This window comes from Pauljensenia sp. 20925_1_25 (assembly GCF_041433955.1).
GTDB lineage: Bacteria > Actinomycetota > Actinomycetes > Actinomycetales > Actinomycetaceae > Pauljensenia.
Genome location: NZ_JAPWCL010000001.1, coordinates 143,376 through 160,730 on the forward strand (window position 1 = coordinate 143,376; position 17,355 = coordinate 160,730).

17 protein-coding genes are annotated in these 17,355 nt (G+C 67.4%); 8 read left to right on the forward strand and 9 right to left on the reverse strand.

Annotated elements, in window-relative coordinates; translation table 11 throughout:
• Window positions 1-57: 57 nt before the first annotated feature.
• The 3 genes from O3932_RS00725 to O3932_RS00735 are packed head-to-tail and all read left to right on the forward strand — an operon-like array spanning window position 58 to window position 2,305.
• Window positions 58-651, forward strand: coding sequence for an SAF domain-containing protein (locus O3932_RS00725; RefSeq protein ID WP_371535668.1), 594 nt, complete (start codon window positions 58-60; stop codon window positions 649-651).
• On the forward strand, window positions 648-1,832 hold the full coding sequence (locus O3932_RS00730; protein ID WP_371535494.1) for a CpaE family protein: 1,185 nt from the start codon (window positions 648-650) through the stop codon (window positions 1,830-1,832). The genes O3932_RS00725 and O3932_RS00730 overlap by 4 nt, the downstream gene beginning before the upstream one ends.
• 2 nt (window positions 1,833-1,834) lie before the next feature.
• Window positions 1,835-2,305 (forward strand): hypothetical protein, encoded by a 471-nt coding sequence (locus O3932_RS00735; RefSeq protein WP_034504666.1) that lies wholly within the window; start codon window positions 1,835-1,837, stop codon window positions 2,303-2,305.
• A 97-nt stretch (window positions 2,306-2,402) separates the two neighbouring features.
• Here O3932_RS00735 and O3932_RS00740 read toward each other — a convergent pair whose 3' ends face one another.
• Together O3932_RS00740 and O3932_RS00745 are read right to left on the reverse strand one after the other, a co-directional pair.
• Window positions 2,403-5,477 carry an AAA family ATPase gene (locus tag O3932_RS00740; RefSeq protein ID WP_371535496.1) on the reverse strand — a complete coding sequence of 1,025 codons (3,075 nt, stop codon included), beginning with the start codon at window positions 5,475-5,477 and terminating at the stop codon, window positions 2,403-2,405.
• Window positions 5,474-6,679, reverse strand: a complete 1,206-nt coding sequence (locus O3932_RS00745) for an exonuclease SbcCD subunit D (RefSeq protein ID WP_371535498.1) — start codon at window positions 6,677-6,679, stop codon at window positions 5,474-5,476. The genes O3932_RS00740 and O3932_RS00745 overlap by 4 nt, the downstream gene beginning before the upstream one ends.
• Before the next feature lie 101 nt (window positions 6,680-6,780).
• On the opposite strand from O3932_RS00745, the gene O3932_RS00750 reads away from it, so the two are divergent.
• Entirely contained in the window at window positions 6,781-7,509 is a 729-nt protein-coding gene (locus O3932_RS00750) for a gamma-glutamyl-gamma-aminobutyrate hydrolase family protein (RefSeq protein ID WP_034504244.1), read from the forward strand.
• Here the strand turns inward: O3932_RS00750 and O3932_RS00755 are convergent.
• The 4 genes from O3932_RS00755 to O3932_RS00770 all read right to left on the reverse strand — a co-directional run bounded on the left by O3932_RS00755 (window position 7,472) and on the right by O3932_RS00770 (window position 11,120).
• Entirely contained in the window at window positions 7,472-7,993 is a 522-nt protein-coding gene (locus tag O3932_RS00755) for a hypothetical protein (protein ID WP_371535501.1), read from the reverse strand. The genes O3932_RS00750 and O3932_RS00755 overlap by 38 nt on opposite strands.
• A gap of 165 nt (window positions 7,994-8,158) precedes the next feature.
• On the reverse strand, window positions 8,159-9,244 hold the full coding sequence (gene rsgA / locus O3932_RS00760; RefSeq protein WP_371535504.1) for a ribosome small subunit-dependent GTPase A: 1,086 nt from the start codon (window positions 9,242-9,244) through the stop codon (window positions 8,159-8,161).
• The gene (aroA, locus tag O3932_RS00765) at window positions 9,244-10,596 is read right to left on the reverse strand and encodes a 3-phosphoshikimate 1-carboxyvinyltransferase (RefSeq protein ID WP_371535507.1); all 1,353 of its coding nucleotides are present in this window, start codon (window positions 10,594-10,596) and stop codon (window positions 9,244-9,246) included. The genes rsgA and aroA overlap by 1 nt, the downstream gene beginning before the upstream one ends.
• Entirely contained in the window at window positions 10,593-11,120 is a 528-nt protein-coding gene (locus O3932_RS00770) for a DoxX family membrane protein (protein ID WP_296504943.1), read from the reverse strand. Before O3932_RS00770 ends, aroA begins: the two co-directional genes overlap by 4 nt.
• Before the next feature lie 198 nt (window positions 11,121-11,318).
• On the opposite strand from O3932_RS00770, the gene O3932_RS00775 reads away from it, so the two are divergent.
• From O3932_RS00775 to O3932_RS00785, 3 genes are all read left to right on the forward strand, one after another.
• Window positions 11,319-11,951: a sigma-70 family RNA polymerase sigma factor gene (locus O3932_RS00775; protein WP_315295685.1), complete on the forward strand. Its 633-nt coding sequence runs from the start codon at window positions 11,319-11,321 to the stop codon at window positions 11,949-11,951.
• Window positions 11,948-12,247: an anti-sigma factor gene (locus O3932_RS00780; protein WP_371535510.1), complete on the forward strand. Its 300-nt coding sequence runs from the start codon at window positions 11,948-11,950 to the stop codon at window positions 12,245-12,247. Before O3932_RS00775 ends, O3932_RS00780 begins: the two co-directional genes overlap by 4 nt.
• Before the next feature lie 154 nt (window positions 12,248-12,401).
• Entirely contained in the window at window positions 12,402-12,476 is a 75-nt protein-coding gene (locus O3932_RS00785; protein WP_370465157.1) for a 50S ribosomal protein bL37, read from the forward strand.
• 308 nt (window positions 12,477-12,784) lie between these two features.
• Here O3932_RS00785 and O3932_RS00790 read toward each other — a convergent pair whose 3' ends face one another.
• Window positions 12,785-13,387 (reverse strand): hypothetical protein, encoded by a 603-nt coding sequence (locus O3932_RS00790; RefSeq protein WP_371535512.1) that lies wholly within the window; start codon window positions 13,385-13,387, stop codon window positions 12,785-12,787.
• Window positions 13,388-14,339: 952 nt separating this feature from the next.
• On the opposite strand from O3932_RS00790, the gene O3932_RS00795 reads away from it, so the two are divergent.
• On the forward strand, window positions 14,340-15,224 hold the full coding sequence (locus O3932_RS00795; RefSeq protein ID WP_371535514.1) for an alpha/beta hydrolase fold domain-containing protein: 885 nt from the start codon (window positions 14,340-14,342) through the stop codon (window positions 15,222-15,224).
• A gap of 85 nt (window positions 15,225-15,309) precedes the next feature.
• Here the strand turns inward: O3932_RS00795 and O3932_RS00800 are convergent, their stop codons facing one another.
• Together O3932_RS00800 and O3932_RS00805 are read right to left on the reverse strand one after the other, a co-directional pair.
• Complete coding sequence (locus tag O3932_RS00800) at window positions 15,310-15,969, reverse strand: hypothetical protein (protein ID WP_371535515.1); 660 nt, start codon at window positions 15,967-15,969, stop codon at window positions 15,310-15,312.
• A gap of 342 nt (window positions 15,970-16,311) precedes the next feature.
• Window positions 16,312-17,346 carry a hypothetical protein gene (locus O3932_RS00805; protein WP_371535517.1) on the reverse strand — a complete coding sequence of 345 codons (1,035 nt, stop codon included), beginning with the start codon at window positions 17,344-17,346 and terminating at the stop codon, window positions 16,312-16,314.
• Between the last annotated feature and the right edge of the window lie 9 nt (window positions 17,347-17,355).

Consider the following 17,355-nt stretch of genomic DNA (forward strand, 5'->3'; position numbering starts at 1 on the left):
GGAGGGGTGAAACGCGTCTCAGCTTCAGCGTCGATTCCTGCGCGCGCCCCCGGAAAGATGGACCGTCGATTCATAATCGGCGTGGTCCTCATCATCGCGTCTGTGATCGCCTTCAGTGTCCTTGGCGGATTCCTCCGGGGAGGAACCCGCGTCTACACGGTGACGACCAGCATCGCCCCCGGCGAAGCACTCACGGCTGACAACGTTCGTGAAGTCTCCGTCCATGTCGACACCGCCGTCTACGCGCCGACGGCGGATACGCCCCTGGGCAGCCGTGCCACGCGCATGCTCACCCCGGGTCAGCTTGTCATGCGCGCCGACCTTGTGCCGGACGGTACGGCTGGCCCCCAGGACCCGGACGGCATGGTCCGCGTCGCCCTCACCGTGAACGCAGGACTTCCCGACGGAGTGGCCGATGGGACTGCCATCCGACTGTGGAGCGTCTCGTCCCGCTCGCCCGCGGGTGGTGAGGCGAAGGCCCGCGAAATCGAGGGGACGTTCACCTTCGTACGCTCGGTCGACTCCTCGACCTCCGGGACTCATCGGGGCACGCGCATCGAAATCATGGCCAACGCCCAATCCCTGCCCGAACTCCTGGCCGCGCAGACCTCGAATGAACAGCTGGCCGCCGTCCCGGTGGGGGCCTCGTGAGCGCCGTCCACGGAGTCGTCATCCTGGCCGATCAGCGCTGGGAAGCACCCATAATCCAGGCGATCCAGTCACGCTCTGACTGCCTGGCTATCGTCCGGCGCTGCGCCGACCTGGCCGAGGTGATCGCCGCCGCGCGCGCCGGCATCGCGGATCTCGCGGTCATCGACGGTGCCGACCCCGACCTGACGTCCGATGCCCTCGCCTCCCTGCGCTCAGTCGGAATGTCGGTCGTCGCCCTCGCACCGCACGAGGAACGCTCGCGGCTCCGGACCCTCGGTGTTGCCTCGGTAGCAGCCCCCGGCAGCCCCGACCAGGTCGTCAACTCCCTCATCGCAGCGACCCGCGCGCGTCGGCCGAACCCCACCATGGCCTCGGCCCCACCGCCCCCGCCCGAACCCACGCGACCCGGCTCCGTCCTGGCGGTGTGGGGGACCTCCGGGGCACCGGGGCGCACGACCCTGGCGGCGGGTATTGCGACCGCCTTCGCCACGCACGCGCCCACCCTCCTCATTGACGCTGACACCACGAATCCGACGATTGCCCACCTGCTTGGCCTGCCGGTCCACGCCTCGGGGCTCTCCGTCCTGGCGCGCACCGCCTCACGTGGGCCACTGACCCCCGAGGACGTCGTGGGCGCGTCTGTGCGCCGCTCCGACAATCTTCGGATCGTGACCGGCCTGGTCACCCCGCATCGCTGGCGCGAGGTCAGCCGGACGAGCATCGAAGCGATCCTCGGTGCGGCCCGGCTATGCTCCCGCTACACGGTCGTGGACGTCGCGGCGACCTCCCTGGAAAAAGCAACGCGCGGTGCGAATCGCGACGACGTCGCCCTCAGCGTCCTGGAACGCGTGGACCGCCTGGTGATCGCTGCGCGCGCCGACATCGTCGGCATCAACCGCCTGTCCTTCCTGGCGCGCTGGTGGGACGAACAGGGACGCGACATCCCCGTCGACGTCATCGTGAACCGCGTCAACGCGGATGCGATTGGACCGCGCCCTGTGGCCGCGCTGCAGGCCGCCATCGGAGCGTTCATGCCGGGGCGCATCTTCCACACCGTCAACGAGGACCCCGGAGTGGCGCGAGCCTCCCTGCGCGCCAAAGCGCTGGGAGAAAACGGAACTCGTTGCGTCGCCGCCGACGCGTTGGAAGCGATTGTGGCCCAGTGGGTGCCTACACTGTGACCATGCGCGTCTACGTTCCCGCCGTCCTGTCCGAGCTGTCCGTCCTCCTGCCGCCCGTACGCGTCGGCGTGGTTGCCGTGCCCGACGCCGCGATGAGCGGCGAGGACGTTGAGGTCCTCGAGGACGACGCCATCACCGAGGCCGCTCTGTCCTCCCTGGAGCTGGCCCGAGAGACCGACGGGGCGCTGCCTGCCCGCGTCGTCCTGGCGGTGGACACGCCTACGTCGACGACGCTGACCCCCGGCGACGAGGTCGAACCCCACATTTTCACCGCGCCCTCCTTCGAGTACACGTGGTCGGACGTAGCCGCGATCCTCGTGGACTTGCCCGACGCAGCCTCGGCGGTCAGCGCCGTCCTGGAGGCCGACACACAGGAGGGTGCCGACGAGGCCGTGGCCGCCCTGTGGGAGTTCTCCCTGGCGTGGTTCGACCGCTCCGAGCGCCCGGACGTCCTGGCGCTGCACAAGGGCTGACGACCGCCGCACGGGGTGCTCCCGCGCGGCGCGCTACGTCGGCGTCGACCGCGCGAAGCCGTCGCCTCGCGGATCGATGCCCGCAGACGTCCGATCCCTACGCGCGCACCCGCAGCGTCGAGCCGCCCTCCTCGAGGGGGCGCACCTGGATTTGGTCCGCGATCTGCGTGGCCATCTCTTCAACGTGCGAGATGACGCCGACCGTGCGGCCCGCGCTGCGCAGCGCCTGCAGCTGCTCCATGACGAGCGCGAGGGTGTGTGAGTCCAGCGACCCGAAGCCCTCGTCGATAAACATTGTGCGCAGCTCAACCCCTCCGGCCTCGGCTGTCACGACATCCGCCAGGCCGAGCGCGAGCGCCAGGGACGTGTAGAAGGTTTCCCCGCCCGACAGCGTGCGAGGGCTGCGCGTGGCCTCCGTGTCGTGGTCGACGATAGCCAGGCCGAGACCCGACTTGCGTGAGGAAGTACCGTCGTCGGGCACGGCCACGAGCTGGTAGCGTCCCGACGAGATTCGCTCCAGGCGAGGATTCGCGGATGCGAGCACGTCCTCGAGCCGAGAAATGAGCACCCATGCTGACAGCGGCGTGGCCGCGAGGTTGTCCGGGCCGGATGCTGCCGCGATGTCCGCGAGGCGACGGATGGGACCCGCCTGCTCTCGGGCCTGCGCGAGCGCGTCCAACGCCTGCTCCAGGGAGACGCGAGAGGCCTCGATCTGCGCGCAGTGCTGCTCGAGCTTGCCCGAGGCCCGGGCGGCGGAAGCGGCGTCCTCGTCGGCCTTGCGGGAGGCAGCGGTGAGAGCCTCGAGGTCCGGCGCTGGGGCCGATGCCGCGCGGGTCAAGCGCTCCGACGCAAGGGCCTCGCGTACCGCGAAGATCTCGCGTTCGTGGGCGCTGACGCGCGCTTCAAGCGCCGCGACGTCGCGTTCTTCCAGCAGGAAGGAACGCCAGGAGTCGGCCTCTAGCCCCTGGGCTTCTAGGGCCTGGGTGAGGGCCGCGCGCGCCTCGCGATCAGACTCGCTGGCCTGCTCCCAGTCGGCGCACGCACGCACGACCTGGGACGCGCGCGACGCGTCCTGCTTCAGCTGCGCGGCGCGCGCGTCCAGAGACTCGAAAGTGGAACGTTCCGCTTCCACGCGCTCGACCGCCTGCGCCAGCGCGGCCCTGCGTTCCTTGAGCGTCGAGGCCAGCGACGCGGCCTTTTCGCGGGCGGCCGCGAGGGCATCCGTCAGACCGTCGAGGCGGGTGCGCTCCTGCGCGAGGGCCGCCTCGATCTCAGTGATCTGCGGGCCGAGAGCCTCGAGCTTCGCAACGAGTTCGACGGCCCGATCCCGCTCAGTCTCGAGCGTCGGCGTGGGGGCACCAGCCACCTCGTTGAGCTGGGCGATACGCCGCACGAGGTCCTGGTGGCGCGCCCGCGCGTCTCGCAGTGCGCTCTCCGCGCGGTCACGCACCTGGTCGAGTTCGGCGACCTGCTCGCGCGTAATCTCCCCGTCCGAAGCCGGTGCGGGAGCGGGGTGAACGGTGGATCCACACACGGGACACGGCGTGTCCTCCTCGAGCTCGCGCGCGAGGGCCGATGCGCTCTGCGCAATCCACAGGTCATGGCCGTCCGCTGCTGCGGCGTTCGCGAGCTTCGCAGCGACGGTGGCCTCGCGAAGCTTGTCCGATGCGCCGAGAAGGGCCGAGCGCAGCAGATCTGCCTCAATGGAGGCATCCACGCGCTCGTTGATGGCGCGCAGCGCGGACGCGGCCTCAGGCAGCGTGTCGGCGTCTGCCCGCATGAGGCGCAGGGCCTCGGTTGCTTGCTCGATGCGCAGGGGCAGTGCCTCGCGCTCGGCTTCGATCGAGGAGACGCGCGCCGATGCCAGCTCATGCTGGGAGCGTAGCGACTCGATCTGCGCGCGCGCCTCGGGCAGCGAACGCTCGACGGCCAGGGCCTCCTCGAGAGAGCCGCGCGTGCGCGTCGCCTCGTCGCGCAGACTCTGCGCCCGCTCACCGAGATCAGCCACGGCCTCGGGCGTGAGAGACTCTGGGATGACGGAGGCTGCCTCGCCGAGACCGGAGGAGAGCGCCAAGACCTGGTCGCAGGCCCTCTCCAGGCGCGTGAGCGCCTTCTCCTGGGCGGAGGCATAGGGAGCGACGGCCAGCGCTCGGCGGGCGTCGGCCGCGCGCTGAGCATCGGCGAGCACACTCTGCTCAGCCGCCACGAGAGCCTCCAGACGCTCACTCAGGCGAGCGTGCTCGGCCTGCCCCTGCGCCAGAGCACGCCCCTCGGACAGGGCGTGGGAGGCCTCGCGAGCGGCCGCACTGGACACCTGAGCGACGTGCAGGGTCTGCTCGTGTGCCTCGCGCGCGCGAGCGCAGGCCTGCTCGGCCCAACGCCGCACCGCGCTCGAATCCTCCGCGCCCGCGTCCAGCTGGTCGGCATCCTGGTCACCGGTCGCCCGCTCGTCGGGAGCCGACCCGTCCGTGTGCGCGTCCTCGCTCAGGGCACTGTCGAGGGACCGCATGCGCTCACATGCTCCGATGGCGGCCACGCGCCGCTCCTCGATGCTGCGCTTCGACGAGGCTGCCGCATCGACGAGAGCCTTCGTGAAGTCGGAGTAGATCTGCGTGTCGAAAATGTCGCGCAGGATCTGCTCGCGATCATTCGAGGTGGCGGTGAGGAACTGGGAGAACTTGCCCTGCGGCAGCACGATCGTCTGGAGGAACTGGTCCTTATCCAGGCCCACGATTGCCGGAATCTCGGAGCCCACGTCGCGCGGACCCGACGCGATTGCTTCGACCGTGCGCCATCCGTCCGGCGCGTCCGGATCCTCCACGACCCGCGTGAGCGTCGACTTCGAATTGCGCTGCGACTTCTTGCCCGCCGGTGTGTACGCCGGGGTGCGCGTCACCCGGTAGATGCCCGTCGCCACCTCAAAGACCAGGTCCGCCTCCGACGGATCTGAATCCGAGATGTGGTTGGAGCGCAGGCGGTCCTTCGACGCGTCCTTCGTGCGCGCCACGTCCCCGTACAGGGCGAAGGTGATGGCGTCGATGAGCGTGGACTTACCCGCGCCCGTGGGACCCTCAAGCAGGAAGAGCCCCGATTCGTCGAAGGCGGAGAAGTCGACCGTGTGTGCTCCCGCGAAGGGGCCGATTCCCGTCATGCGTAGCCAGCGGATTTTCACTGCATGTCCTTTCCTCGAAGCTGCGCCCACACGTCCAGGGCGAGCGCGCGCTCCTGTGGGCTGAGCGCCCGACCGCCCACAGCCTCGTAAAACTCCTCCGTGACCTCGCGCGGATCTCGCGAGGCGCGCACGGTCATCGCGGGCGTGAGCGAGGGGGCCTGGGAGGGGCGGTGCACGACGACGAGGGCGTGCGGGTAGATGTCGCGGATGCGCGCCACCATGCGCTCGGGGCGGGCACTGTCCGTGACCGTGATCGACACGTACGAGGCCGTGGCGGCCTGATCGGGATCGGTGAGTAGTTCCTCCATGGTCCCCTCAAGTACTGCAATGGCGCGCAGCGTCGGGATGGGCACCACCTCGATATCGGTGATCGAGGTGGCGTCCGTGGTCACGAGGGTGACGGACTTGGTGGCCCCGGCCTCGGAGAAGGAATACGCGATGGGCGAGCCCGCGTAGCGGATCGGGACCGCGGACCCCGAGATGTTCTGCGGGCGGTGCAGGTGCCCGGCCGCCACGTAGTCGAGTCCGTGGGGCAGGGGTGTCTCGCCCCCGAGCGTGTCGAACAGATCAGCCGACACGGAGGGCACACCGCCCACCTGGATGTCGCGCTCGGAGTCCGAGGGCTGGGCGCCCGTCATGAAGGCGTGCGGCATCGCGATGGCCGGGCGCTCGTCGCCCGCGTGTCGCCGAGCCGCGAGGTCCGCGCGCACCCGGCGCAGGGCCGCCGCCAGGACCGCCTGGTGGGAGCGGGGAAGGGGAGCGGGCAGGCCGGATTCTCCCTCAGGCTCCAGGTCCGACAGTGACTGACGCACGAGGTCGGGTTCCAGGTAGGGCATCGGGTACACGAGCGCGCCCCCGGCCTCGACCGGCCTGCCGATCGCCTCCGGATCCGTCACCACGTGCAACGAGGGGGTGAGCATGTCGGCGAAAAGCCCCAGGCGCGCGGCCCCGTCGTGGTTACCCGACGTCAGGATGACCGTCGTGAGCGTGGTCAGCTCGCGCAGGGCGCGGCGCATCCGCGCGAGCGCATCCACGGGTGGAACTGCGCGGTCGAACACGTCGCCCGAGATGAGGACGGCATCCACGCCGCGATCACGTACGAGGGCGACCAGCCAGTCGATAAACGCGTCCGCGCTCTCGCCCAGAGACACGCCGTGCAAGGTGCGTCCCAGGTGCCAGTCGGAGGTGTGCAGAATCAACATGTCACCAGTGTGGCAGAGGGCGCCCACATCTGCGTCCGTCACACACGCTTGGAGAGTGGACATGAGCTGCGCCTTTGCTCCCAGCCGATAGCATGGTGGACATGACAAAGCCCTTCCTCATGCTGACCTCGCGCGACGACGGCCCCGTGCTGGCCTCGGAAAGCGCCGACCTGCCGCGTTTCTCGGGACTGACCTCCGACCAGGTCCACCAGGTGCGCATCGAGAGAGAGCTGCCCGACCTCGACCTGTCTAATTACTCGGGTGCGTTCGTGTGCGGGTCCCCGTGGGACGCGAACGCGGACGACCACGTGAAGGAAGAGCGCCAGGTGCGCGCCGAGGCCTGGCTGCGTTCCTTCTACGACCGGGCGCTGGGCGAATCCTTTCCGATCTTGGGCCTGTGCTACGGGCTGGGTACCCTCACCCTGCACCTGGGCGGCGTCATCGACACCCACCACGGCGAGGAAATCAGCGGTATCGCGCTGACGAAGACCGACGCGGGCCGTGAGGACCCGCTCCTTGAGGGTACGCCCGACCGCTTCTACTCCTACGTCGGCCACCACGAGGCCGTGCGCGAGCTGGCCCCCGGCATGCAGGTCCTCCTGGCCGGGGATGATACCCCGATCCAGATGGTGCGCGTCGGCGAGGCCGCGTGGGCGACTCAGTTCCACCCCGAGATGGACTTGGACGGCGTGAACATCCGCATCGACCAGTACGCGGGGCGCTACTACCCGGCTGAGAAGGCCGAGGCCATCCGCGCCCAGGTCGCGACCGTGGACACGGACCCCTCGCGCATCATTCTGCGTAACTTCGTGAGCCGCTTCCAGCGCTGATGCGACCGCTCTCCCTCGGCGCTAGCTCGCCGGGGGGAGGAGACGTGTCTCGGTGCTGTCGGTCCTTCACGACCATGATTGCGACGGAGATGCAGATCGTCGCCAGCAGCGCGAGCGTGGCGATGATCCATGGGATCGTGATGGACGAGGCCGTGGTATCCGTGGCGGTCACCGACCCGATGAGGGTGGCGAGGATGGATACCGACGCACACGCGAGTCCGATGTGCTCATAGGTGCGCGGCGAAGGCCGCATGCTGGTTGGTGCCAGCGTTCGCGTCGATCCGGGCATCTGGTTGGCCAACAGGGCGGCTGAAATAGCGATGATGTAGTCGGTCGTCCCCGCGTCATCCCAGATGAAGGCACTTCCAATCGAGACGATTGCCAGGAGGATCAGGACGACGAGGAAGATGTAGCGCAGCATCATCTCGCCGTGGCTCGGTGCTGACGGAGCCGGAGTAGTCGCGCGATGGTGGGAGTTTGACACGACGATCACTTCCTCGTGAAACGGGTGTAGCGCTCGTCGCTACATTCTCATTGTTGGTGTTGTGAGCGACGTGTCAACCAGAATGAGTGGCTAATGTGTCACATGGTGCTTCTGTCGTGCGCGTCCTGCCGCCGCGCTATGTCCGTGAGCAGGCGATAGCGGGCATTATCGCGCGGCCTTGCTGGCGGCCTCCGCCGTTGCCACGGCCTCGAGAAGCCTGTGCACCGACGCCACGCGGGAAGCGCGCCCATGTCGCACCTGATCAGCGTCGCTGTCTCCGGCCTCGTCGATGGCGAAGGGACCGGTGGCGCGCGCGTAAGCGCCCAGCGCGCACGAGGGTTCCTCCTCGTCGTGCGAGCACAGCGGCAGGCACCAGGACGCTGCGTCGGCGACGTCCGGGAAGACCCCGAGAACGTCGGCGACGCTCACGTGCCCCAGGCCGAAGGATCGCACGCCGGGCGTATCCACGATCCAGCCGCCCGCCTCCAGCTCGAAGGCCTCCGAGGACGTAGAGGTGTGGCGCCCGCGTCCCGTCACCTCGTTCACGTGGCCTGTCGCACGGCCCGCGCCCGGCACCAGCAGGTTGATGAGCGTGGACTTACCGACCCCCGAATGCCCCACCAGCACCGACCAGTGGCCGGCCAGCAGGGTCCGCAGCTCGGCGACGCCCGGGTCGGCCTCCCCGGCCTCGGCGCTTGTGAGCACGACGCGCACGTCGAAGTCCTGGTAGGCGGCGATCAGCTCGTCCGCGCTGGCCAGGTCTGCCTTCGTCAGCACGAGGATGGGGGCCAGGCCCGCCTCGTAGGCGGCGACCAGGCAGCGGTCGATCATACCCGTGCGCGGCGGCGGATCCGCCAGCGCCACGACGATGCACATGGTGTCCGCGTTCGCGACGATTGCCTTCTCGCCGCGCTGATCCGGCGCGTCCTCGAGGGAGCGGCGCAGCACCGAGGAGCGTTCCTCGACGGCGACGATGCGCGCGAGCGTGTCGGGGCGCCCCGACAGGTCGCCGGTCAGGCGCACGCGGTCGCCCATGATGACGGATCCGCGTCCCAGCTCGCGGGCGCGCACGGCCACCACGCGGGTGCCGTCCGTCTCCAGGCTCACCTGGTAGCGGCCGCGGTCAATGCCGATGACGCGGCCCAGCGGCTTGGAGGACCAATCGGGGCGGTCCTTCGTGCGCGGGCGCGAGCCCCTGCCGGCGCGCACGCGCACGCGCGGGTCGTCGGTTCCGGTGTCGCGCCGCGCCATCACTGCTCCTCCTCCTTCGACGAGGCCGTGGCGGCCTGGGCGGACCCCTGACCGTCGGCGCTCACGAGCGAGGCCCACATGGCCTCGAAAGTCGGCAGAGTCTTAGATGTGCAGGCGATGTCGTCGACCGTGATACCGGGTGTGACCAGGCCCAGGATCGCGCCGAAGGTCGCCATACGGTGGTCCGCGTAGGAACGAATCTGCGCGGCGTGGAGCGGGCGCGGCGTGATGATCAGGCTGTCCTCGGTCTCTTCGGCCTGCCCGCCCGCGCGGTTGATCTCGGCGGCCAGGGCAGCCAGGCGGTCGGTCTCGTGTCCGCGCAGGTGGGCGATGCCGCTCAGGTGCGATGGGCTCGAGGCGTAGGCGCAGATCGCGGCCAGGGTGGGGGTCAGCTCGCCGACCTCGGCCATGGTTGCGTTGATGCCCGGATAGTTGCCGGCACCTGGACCCGTCAGGGTCAGGCCCTCCTCGTCCAGCGTGATGGTCGCGCCCATGTGCCCCAGCAGCGCCCGCCAGGCGTCTCCCGCCTGCGTCGTCGCCCCCGGCCACGCCGGGATCCGCACGCGCCCGCCCGTCACCATCGCGGCCGCCAGGAAGGGGCCGGCATTGGACAGATCGGGTTCGACGGTGATGTCGCCGCCGCGCGGGCGCGACGGGAAGATGTGCCACGTCGCGAGGTCCGCGCGGCCCTCATCCACGACCTCCAGGTCAATGCCCGCGCCAGCGAGGGACGCCAGCGTCATCTCCACATGCGGCATCGACGGGACGATGCCCGGAGCCGACACGAAGAGGGGATCGCCCACGAGGGGCGAGACAAGCAACAACGCGGAGAGGAACTGCGAGGAAGACGAGGAGTCTACCCAAGCCTGCGCGCCGAGCGGCGTGTGGATCGGGCCCCGGATCGTGAAAGGCAGGTGCCCGCGCTCCCCGTGATAGGTGACGGTTGCGCCCATACGTACCAGCGCGTCCAGGAGCGGGCCGAGCGGGCGCGCGTAGGCCTGCTCGTCCCCATCGAAGAGCGTCTCCTCGGGAGAGAGAGCTGCCAGCGGAGGCAGGAAACGCATGACCGTCCCGGCCAGTCCGCACTCGATGCGACCGCTTCGGGGCGGCAGCGACATAGGGGTGACGCGCAAAACTCCCGCGCCCTCGTCCTCGACGCGTGCGCCCATCACCTCCAGAGCGGCCGCGAACAGGCGCGTGTCGCGCGCATCCAGAGCACCCCTGATCAGGGAAGGGGAATCGGCGACGGCCGCCAGGTAGAGGGCGCGCGCCGTGATCGACTTCGAACCCGGCACCTCAACCGTGGCGTCCACGGGGAAGGCAGCCAGGGGAGCGGGCCAGGGCGCGCTCACGAAGCGGTGCCGCTCAGGCGCTCCGCGACCGCGGCCTCGGCCGCAGCGATCGCGCGGCGCTGATCTCGGCGCATCGCACGAGCGACGAGGGCCGAAGGCTGGCCGACGCGGTCCGTCGACGCGATGAGGACGCCGCCCACGAGGCCCAGCTTGCCCAACGCGCGGGCGCGCAGGTACTTGGCGTGATCCTTCGGCAGCTTGCGCATAGCACCGGGGGTCGGCATGTGCACGAGCGCCATCGGTGCACCAATTGCGGCCAGGCACAGAGCCGCGCTACGAGGGTGACGACCGGTCGCAAAACGCAGGCCAGCGAGCACCGTGACCGCGCCCGTCACGCGGGTGGCGAGGGCCAGCTGCTCATCCGTCAGCGGCTCCAAGCCGACCGCGCCGGTCGCCTTATTAATGAGGGGACGCACGCTCGCCGCGTGCTCCACGTGTTCATAGGGATGCCTCAAAGCATCGACCCCATCGGCAATGAACGGGGCAGCGAGCAAGGGACGGGCAACAACGCGCAGCAGATTCATACCCCTATTGTTCGATACCTTGGCCTCAGGGGGAAGCCGAACGGCCCGGCCGCCTCCAAACAGCAGGTTGAAAGTGGTGTAACACACATGGCGTGAGGGTTGTGGAATAAAGTTGGACGTGAGGCGTTGCCCTCAGTATGATCGCCCGTCCCTCCCATTCAGTCGCGCCCACCGTGGGCACGACTACCCTGGGAAGCGATGGACACAACAACCCCCCAACCGACGCCGCAGACACACGACCCGGCCACGGCCTCGTCCACCCCGGACAACGAGGCACTCCAGGCGCGCTTCATGGACGAAGCGATGCCCCTCATGGATCAACTCTTCGGCGCGGCCCTGGGCATGACCCGCAACCGAGCCGACGCGGAGGACCTGGTCCAAGAGACCTACCTCAAGGCCTACCAGAAATTCCACCAGTACAAGCCCGGCACCAACATCAAAGCCTGGCTGTACCGGATCCTGACGAACACCTACATCACCAGCTACCGCAAGGCCCAGCGTTCGCCCAAGCGCGCCTCCACCGACACCGTCGAGGACTGGCAGCTGGCCGACGCCGCCTCCCACGCGGAGACCGGCCTCAAGTCCGCCGAAGTCGAAGCCCTCGAGGCGCTGCCCTCCGCGCAGCTGCGCGAGGCCCTCGATTCGCTCTCGGAGGAACACCGGATGGTTGTCCTCATGGCTGACGTTGAAGGAATGAGCTACAAGGAAATCGCCGAAGAACTAGGAGTTCCCATGGGGACCGTCATGAGCCGCCTGAACCGGGCGCGCAAAAATCTGCGCTCCTCGCTGGCTGACGTCGCCGCGGAATACGGGATCGGAGGAACGAAGTGAACGCACACATCACCTGTCAGGACGTTCTCGACGCCCTGTACGAACTCATCGACTGCGAGGAATGCGACCGCCGCAGTGACCTCATCGACGCCGGCTCCGTGCCCGGACCCGATGCGCGTGCCCGCGCCCTCATGATCCAGCACGTCGCCACCTGCCCGCACTGTACGGACGCGCTGGACGCTGAACGCCACGTGCGTGCTCTCATGCGCGGCTGCTACGAGTCCGAGCAGGCCTCACCCGCGCTGCGCGCCCGCATCGTCGCCTCGATTTCAAGCGTGTCCGTCACCTGGCGCTGAGCGCGTCACCGCTGGTCTCGCCCGCCTCGACGAGGCCTGGGCGGGCCGCCGCTTTTCGGTGACCTTCGTCGCCGCAGTGGCGTTGTGCCTTGGTGGTTGAGGCCAATGTGTGCAAGAATGCTTCAGTCTAGACAACAAACCCAAGGAGAATGACATGTCGAAGCGGGGTCGTAAGCGTCGCGATCGTCGTAAGAACGGCGCGAACCACGGCAAGCGTCCTAACGCCTGAGCCGATTTCGTTGCGCGCCCGGACCCAGCGGTCCGGGCGCGTTTTGTCTACCTGCGTGCGCCCCGGTGTGCCCCGTGTGCCCCGTGCATCCCTGTGCTGAGTGCGTTCCAAGCGCTTGCGGAGGCGCACCCGTGCGTGCGGGTGTCCGTCAGTCGGCAGCTAAGGGTGCTGGCAAGGCGAAAAGGCGCACCCGTGCGTGCGGGTAGGCCGGAGGACATCGTCATTGAACAGTCTGCTCGCGGATAGGTTGCGCCTTCGCGGATAGGTTATGCGCATGTGGATAGGTTAATAAGCTATCCGCGTGTTCGTTACCTATCCGCGTGTTCGTTACCTATCCGCGAAGTCCTGGTGTAGAAGCGGCGAAGAGGGCCATCACACCGTTTCGAGGGCAGCTTCCACAGGAAACGGAACTCGGGAGCGGGGATCATAGGCCCCAGGATACGGCTCAGTCTGACGCGCAGTTCCTCCCAATCATTGTAGTCGGGCCAACTGACTCGGATCACCTGCCAGCCTGCATCTCGGAGATTTTGGTCGCGCATAACCCAGTTACGTTTTGCCTGTTCGAATTCATCGCGCGTCTCGCCAAGTTTCGTGACTCCGTCGAACTCAATGATGATGTGGAGATCCTCGATCAGGAGGTCGACATAGTAGTGATACCCGTGAACACCGATGTGGACTTGCGTGTGAACTGTGAAGGGACAGATAGAACGAACGATCCATAAGAGTGCGGCTTCTGCAACATTGGCGCAACCCGGATCGATCGCCGACAGTATTGAACGAGCGCGACGATACCCGCGTACCCGTCCGGCCCGGTCGAGTCGCGCGAGGAGGTCGGTCCGGATTTCCTCGGCGCGTTGTCGGCACTCGTCTTGATGAAACATGGAGAAATGGCTCCAGGAGTTCAGTGCCATGCATCCCAGGACGAATGCTTCCAGAGGGTCCTCATGAAGCGCGCAACGAACGAGAGCATCGTAAGGGTGCTCCGTGACCAATCCGTCCACGGTGGCGCGTGTTGTGGAGAGGGGAGGGAACGGTGAACACGACACCGATGTTTCTGGAACAGTTGTTGAACCGACGCAACAGGACGGCAACGTCGAGGTGCACCGTCGGTGGGGGCGATAGATGGTGATCGTTGGATTCTGGGCCCACCCGTGGATGCCTATGAGACGTAGGCAGCTGGTCCCCACGAAGACGGGTGCTTGTTCGTGCGAGGCGTTGACGGCGTGCAAACGGGCGCGGGCCACGGCATCCCACACCTCCCAGGGACCGGCTGACGCAGCATCGAGGGGGATCACTGCGCCTACCCCGCGCATGATGCGAACTGTCGTTGTATCGGGGCAATGGCACGTCGTTTCTGGGGGCAGGGTGATGAGGATTGGCATCTGTGTCATGGCTGCAGTGTCCTCCCGGAAACGGCGCTCAGAAAAGCGCTCGGCGAGGACCTGTGGATAGTAGCGACACGTCATATCCCCCTGTGGATGGCGCTGAGGGTTGTGGACGCGGATAGGTTGCGCCTTCGCGGATAGGTTATGCGCTCGCGGATAGGTTAATAAGCTATCCACGTGTTCGTTACCTATCCGCGTGTTCGTTACCTATCCGCGTGTTCGTTACCTATCCGCGTGTTCGTTACCTATCCGCGTGCTGGTTTCCTATCCGCGTAGAAAGCCCGCACGTGAGACCCACACTGGTAGCCCGCACGTGAGGCTCACGCTGGACGTGCACACGCCCTGCCACCTGAGTGCTGGGACCCGTTGGAACCTCACTCCGGGCACACGAAGTCGCACTCCGCGCAGCGTATCCTGGTAGCTGTTCGGTGCACATGGTCGCGACGGCCACGGGCGCAGCCCACACAAAGGAGTTGGAATGTCCGTCCAGATGCGTCTTGTCCACACTCGCATGGGAATGACACCGCCGGCGCTGCACAGCGAGGAATTGGCGCGCGAGATGGCGCTGCACGCCCCGCAGCCCAGCCCCATGCCAGCGCGCATGCGCGCCCGCTTCACGGCGACCACCGACGGCGGCGTGACCCGTGTACTCCCCAAGCGAGGCCTGCGCTCGGGTGGGGTCCTCGTCTTCTTGCACGGCGGTGCCTACGTGTATCCGCTGGTCGAGGGGCAGTGGGGTATCGTTGAGGGACTCATCGACCGCACGGGCCTGCCCGTCATTATTCCTGACTACCCGCTCGCCCCCAAACACGCGGCGACCGACGCATTCGACGTCGTCCAGCCCATCATTGACGAGGCCCAGGCTGAGTTCGGCCGAGTCATTCTCTTCGGCGACTCCGCCGGGGGCGGCCTGGCTATTTCTCTGGCGATGCAGCGACGGGACGCGGGAGCGCGTCAGGTGGACGGCCTCGTCCTGTATGCGCCGTGGGTGGACGTCACCATGACGAACCCGGCGATCACGGACGTGCAGCGCCTCGACAAGATCCTGCGCGTTCCCGGGCTGGCGTGGGCGGGACGCGCGTGGGCGGGGGACCTGGACCCCGCAGATCCGCGTGTCAGCCCACTGTACGGCAACCTTTCCGCGTTGCCGCCAATGCTTATCTTCCAGGGCGATGCCGACATTCTGGGGCCCGACACGATTGAGTTTGCGCGCGCTGCTGCCCGCGCTGGCGTGGACGTGCGCCTGCGCGTGGAGCCGGGAGGCTTCCACGTCTACGTCCTGTCCGTCCCCTTCATTCCCGAGGCCGTGGCCGCCCTGGACCGCAGCGCTCGCTTCGTGACAGGGATTCTTAGGAACCGCTGAGGCCGCGTGTTTCACGAACGTTCCACGGCCTCGTCGGTGGAAGGGACGAGGCCGTGGACGAGACGTGGGGACGCTGCGGTGAGGCTCACTTCAAGTGAGCGTCATTAATCACCCAGGAGTAGTAGTAGACGCTCATGGTGACGGAAGTCGTCCCCGGGTTCTTGATGCAGGCGTCGTCGAGGACCCTGTTAATGGTGCTGCGATCCCGGAAGTATTCGTCGCGCACGTTTGTCTGATGCGTCGTGCCGTCAGTTAGGGTCATCGTGAAACGATGGATGACCACGGTGTAGCTGCCGGCGTAGCGGCCTCGTGAACGTGACTCCGTGCGTTCCGTGTGGGTGCACGAGGCGACGGTGACGGTCTGCGGGCCGGTGGCCAGGTCGAGGGTGACGGGTGTTCCGTAGGCCAACGTGTTGAAGGCGCTGGGAATCAGAATGATGACGGGCAACGCCAGGTACGCCAGTCGCGCATGAAAGCCCATGACCTGTCCGGCGCGCTCAGCTCTCGCGAAGCGATCAAACGCCCAGGTGATGGCACCTATGCACGCGAGCATGATGAGGAATGCAACAGCGTAGACGATCGCGAGCCAACTGATCCTGTTCGGCCCGTGAACCGGGTTATCGCCCTCCCTGAAAAACGCAATCGCGACTGCAATAAAAGTGAATACGACGAGTATCTTGTAGCTGAAATCCCTGTCCTCAGCGTCGGTTGCAGGCGGGATGGCGTCAGGCAAGGGCGTGCTCACGAGGGGGGACCGTCGTGGTGGCTGCCGTCGGTTCATGTCTGCGGCGTGTCGCGCGGCAGTCCTCGGAACGACGCGACGTCGAGCATCCTTCCCGTGTCGGCCTCGTCTCTCGTGACGCCTGCGCCTGTCGCGGACCGCGAAGCGGATTGAACAAAAGAGGGCGCATCCGATGAGCGAGACGAGGACAATCGCAGCGCTGGCCGTGAGCGCACGGGGGATACCGGGCCGCGAGATCCACGCGATTCGAATGATCACGGCGCAGGCGACGGCCGCAAGACTCCCCACGCACACGACGGCGGCAGTGCGTGAGAGGAAGGGGTCGCGGTGAGAAGGCATGTCGTCCTATTTGATCCGCGCCTCGACGATAATCCAGGTGTTGCGATAGACCATCATGCTCAACGACGCCGATCCCGAACGGCGGGAGCAGGCCTCGTACAGGACGCCGGGCAGGCCGCCCTCATGCGTGATGTCTTCCGCGTGGTATCGCTCGAGCGTCGTGTGGCGGGTGGTGCCGTCATCGAGCGTGAACGTAAAGACGTTGTCGTACACGGTGGTGTACGAATGGCGGCGGCGCCTCTGCTCTGTTTTGTACTGCTCGTAACTGCACGACGTGACGGTCACGCTCTGCTGGCCGTCCGCGACGTCCATGGCGGCGGGGACCCCGTTGTAGAGCGCGTAGCCGGCGAGCACGACCGCGATGAGCGCAGAGAGATACAGGCCGTTGCGTCGTTTCGCCGCCTCCTCGAGCCTGCCCTGCGCGGTCACCTGCCGGATCCCTCGGCGCACCGCCGCTGAAAAGGGGAAGAATCCGAGTGCGAACAGGAACTCGACGGCGCTCGTGATAACGATCCAGTACAGTCGCTCCTCGCCGAACTCAAAGGAGTTTCCGATCATGATGACGAAGAGCAAGGGAACCAACGCGATGAGAAAAATGACGGTATAGGTGACCCATTTACGCTTAAATCGTGCTGCCTCCTCGGGCGTCTCGGCCGTGGGTGCCTGTTGGCCGCTTACCGCTCCGGCGGGCATCTGGTGGCGGCTCAGCGCCTCGGCGGGCACCTGTTGTCCGTTTTGCACCCCGCCAGGTGCCTGTTGTCCGTTTGGCGCACTGGCGGGCATCTGGTGGCGGCTCAGCGCCTCGGCGGGCGGGAATACGCCGGGAGCCGGGTACGCGGGTGCCTGAGGTGAGCGGTACGCGGATGGCTGAGACGAGGGTGGCTGGGGCACCGGCGACGTGGGCATCTGGGGGCCTCCCGCGCTCTGCTGGTACGGGTTCCCCGGGTATGCGCCTCCCTGGTACGGGTTCCCCGGGTACGGGGGCACCTGGCCGGGGTAGGACGGATCGGAGGGGTTGGGGGAGGGGTATTGGTTGCTCATGCTGTCTCG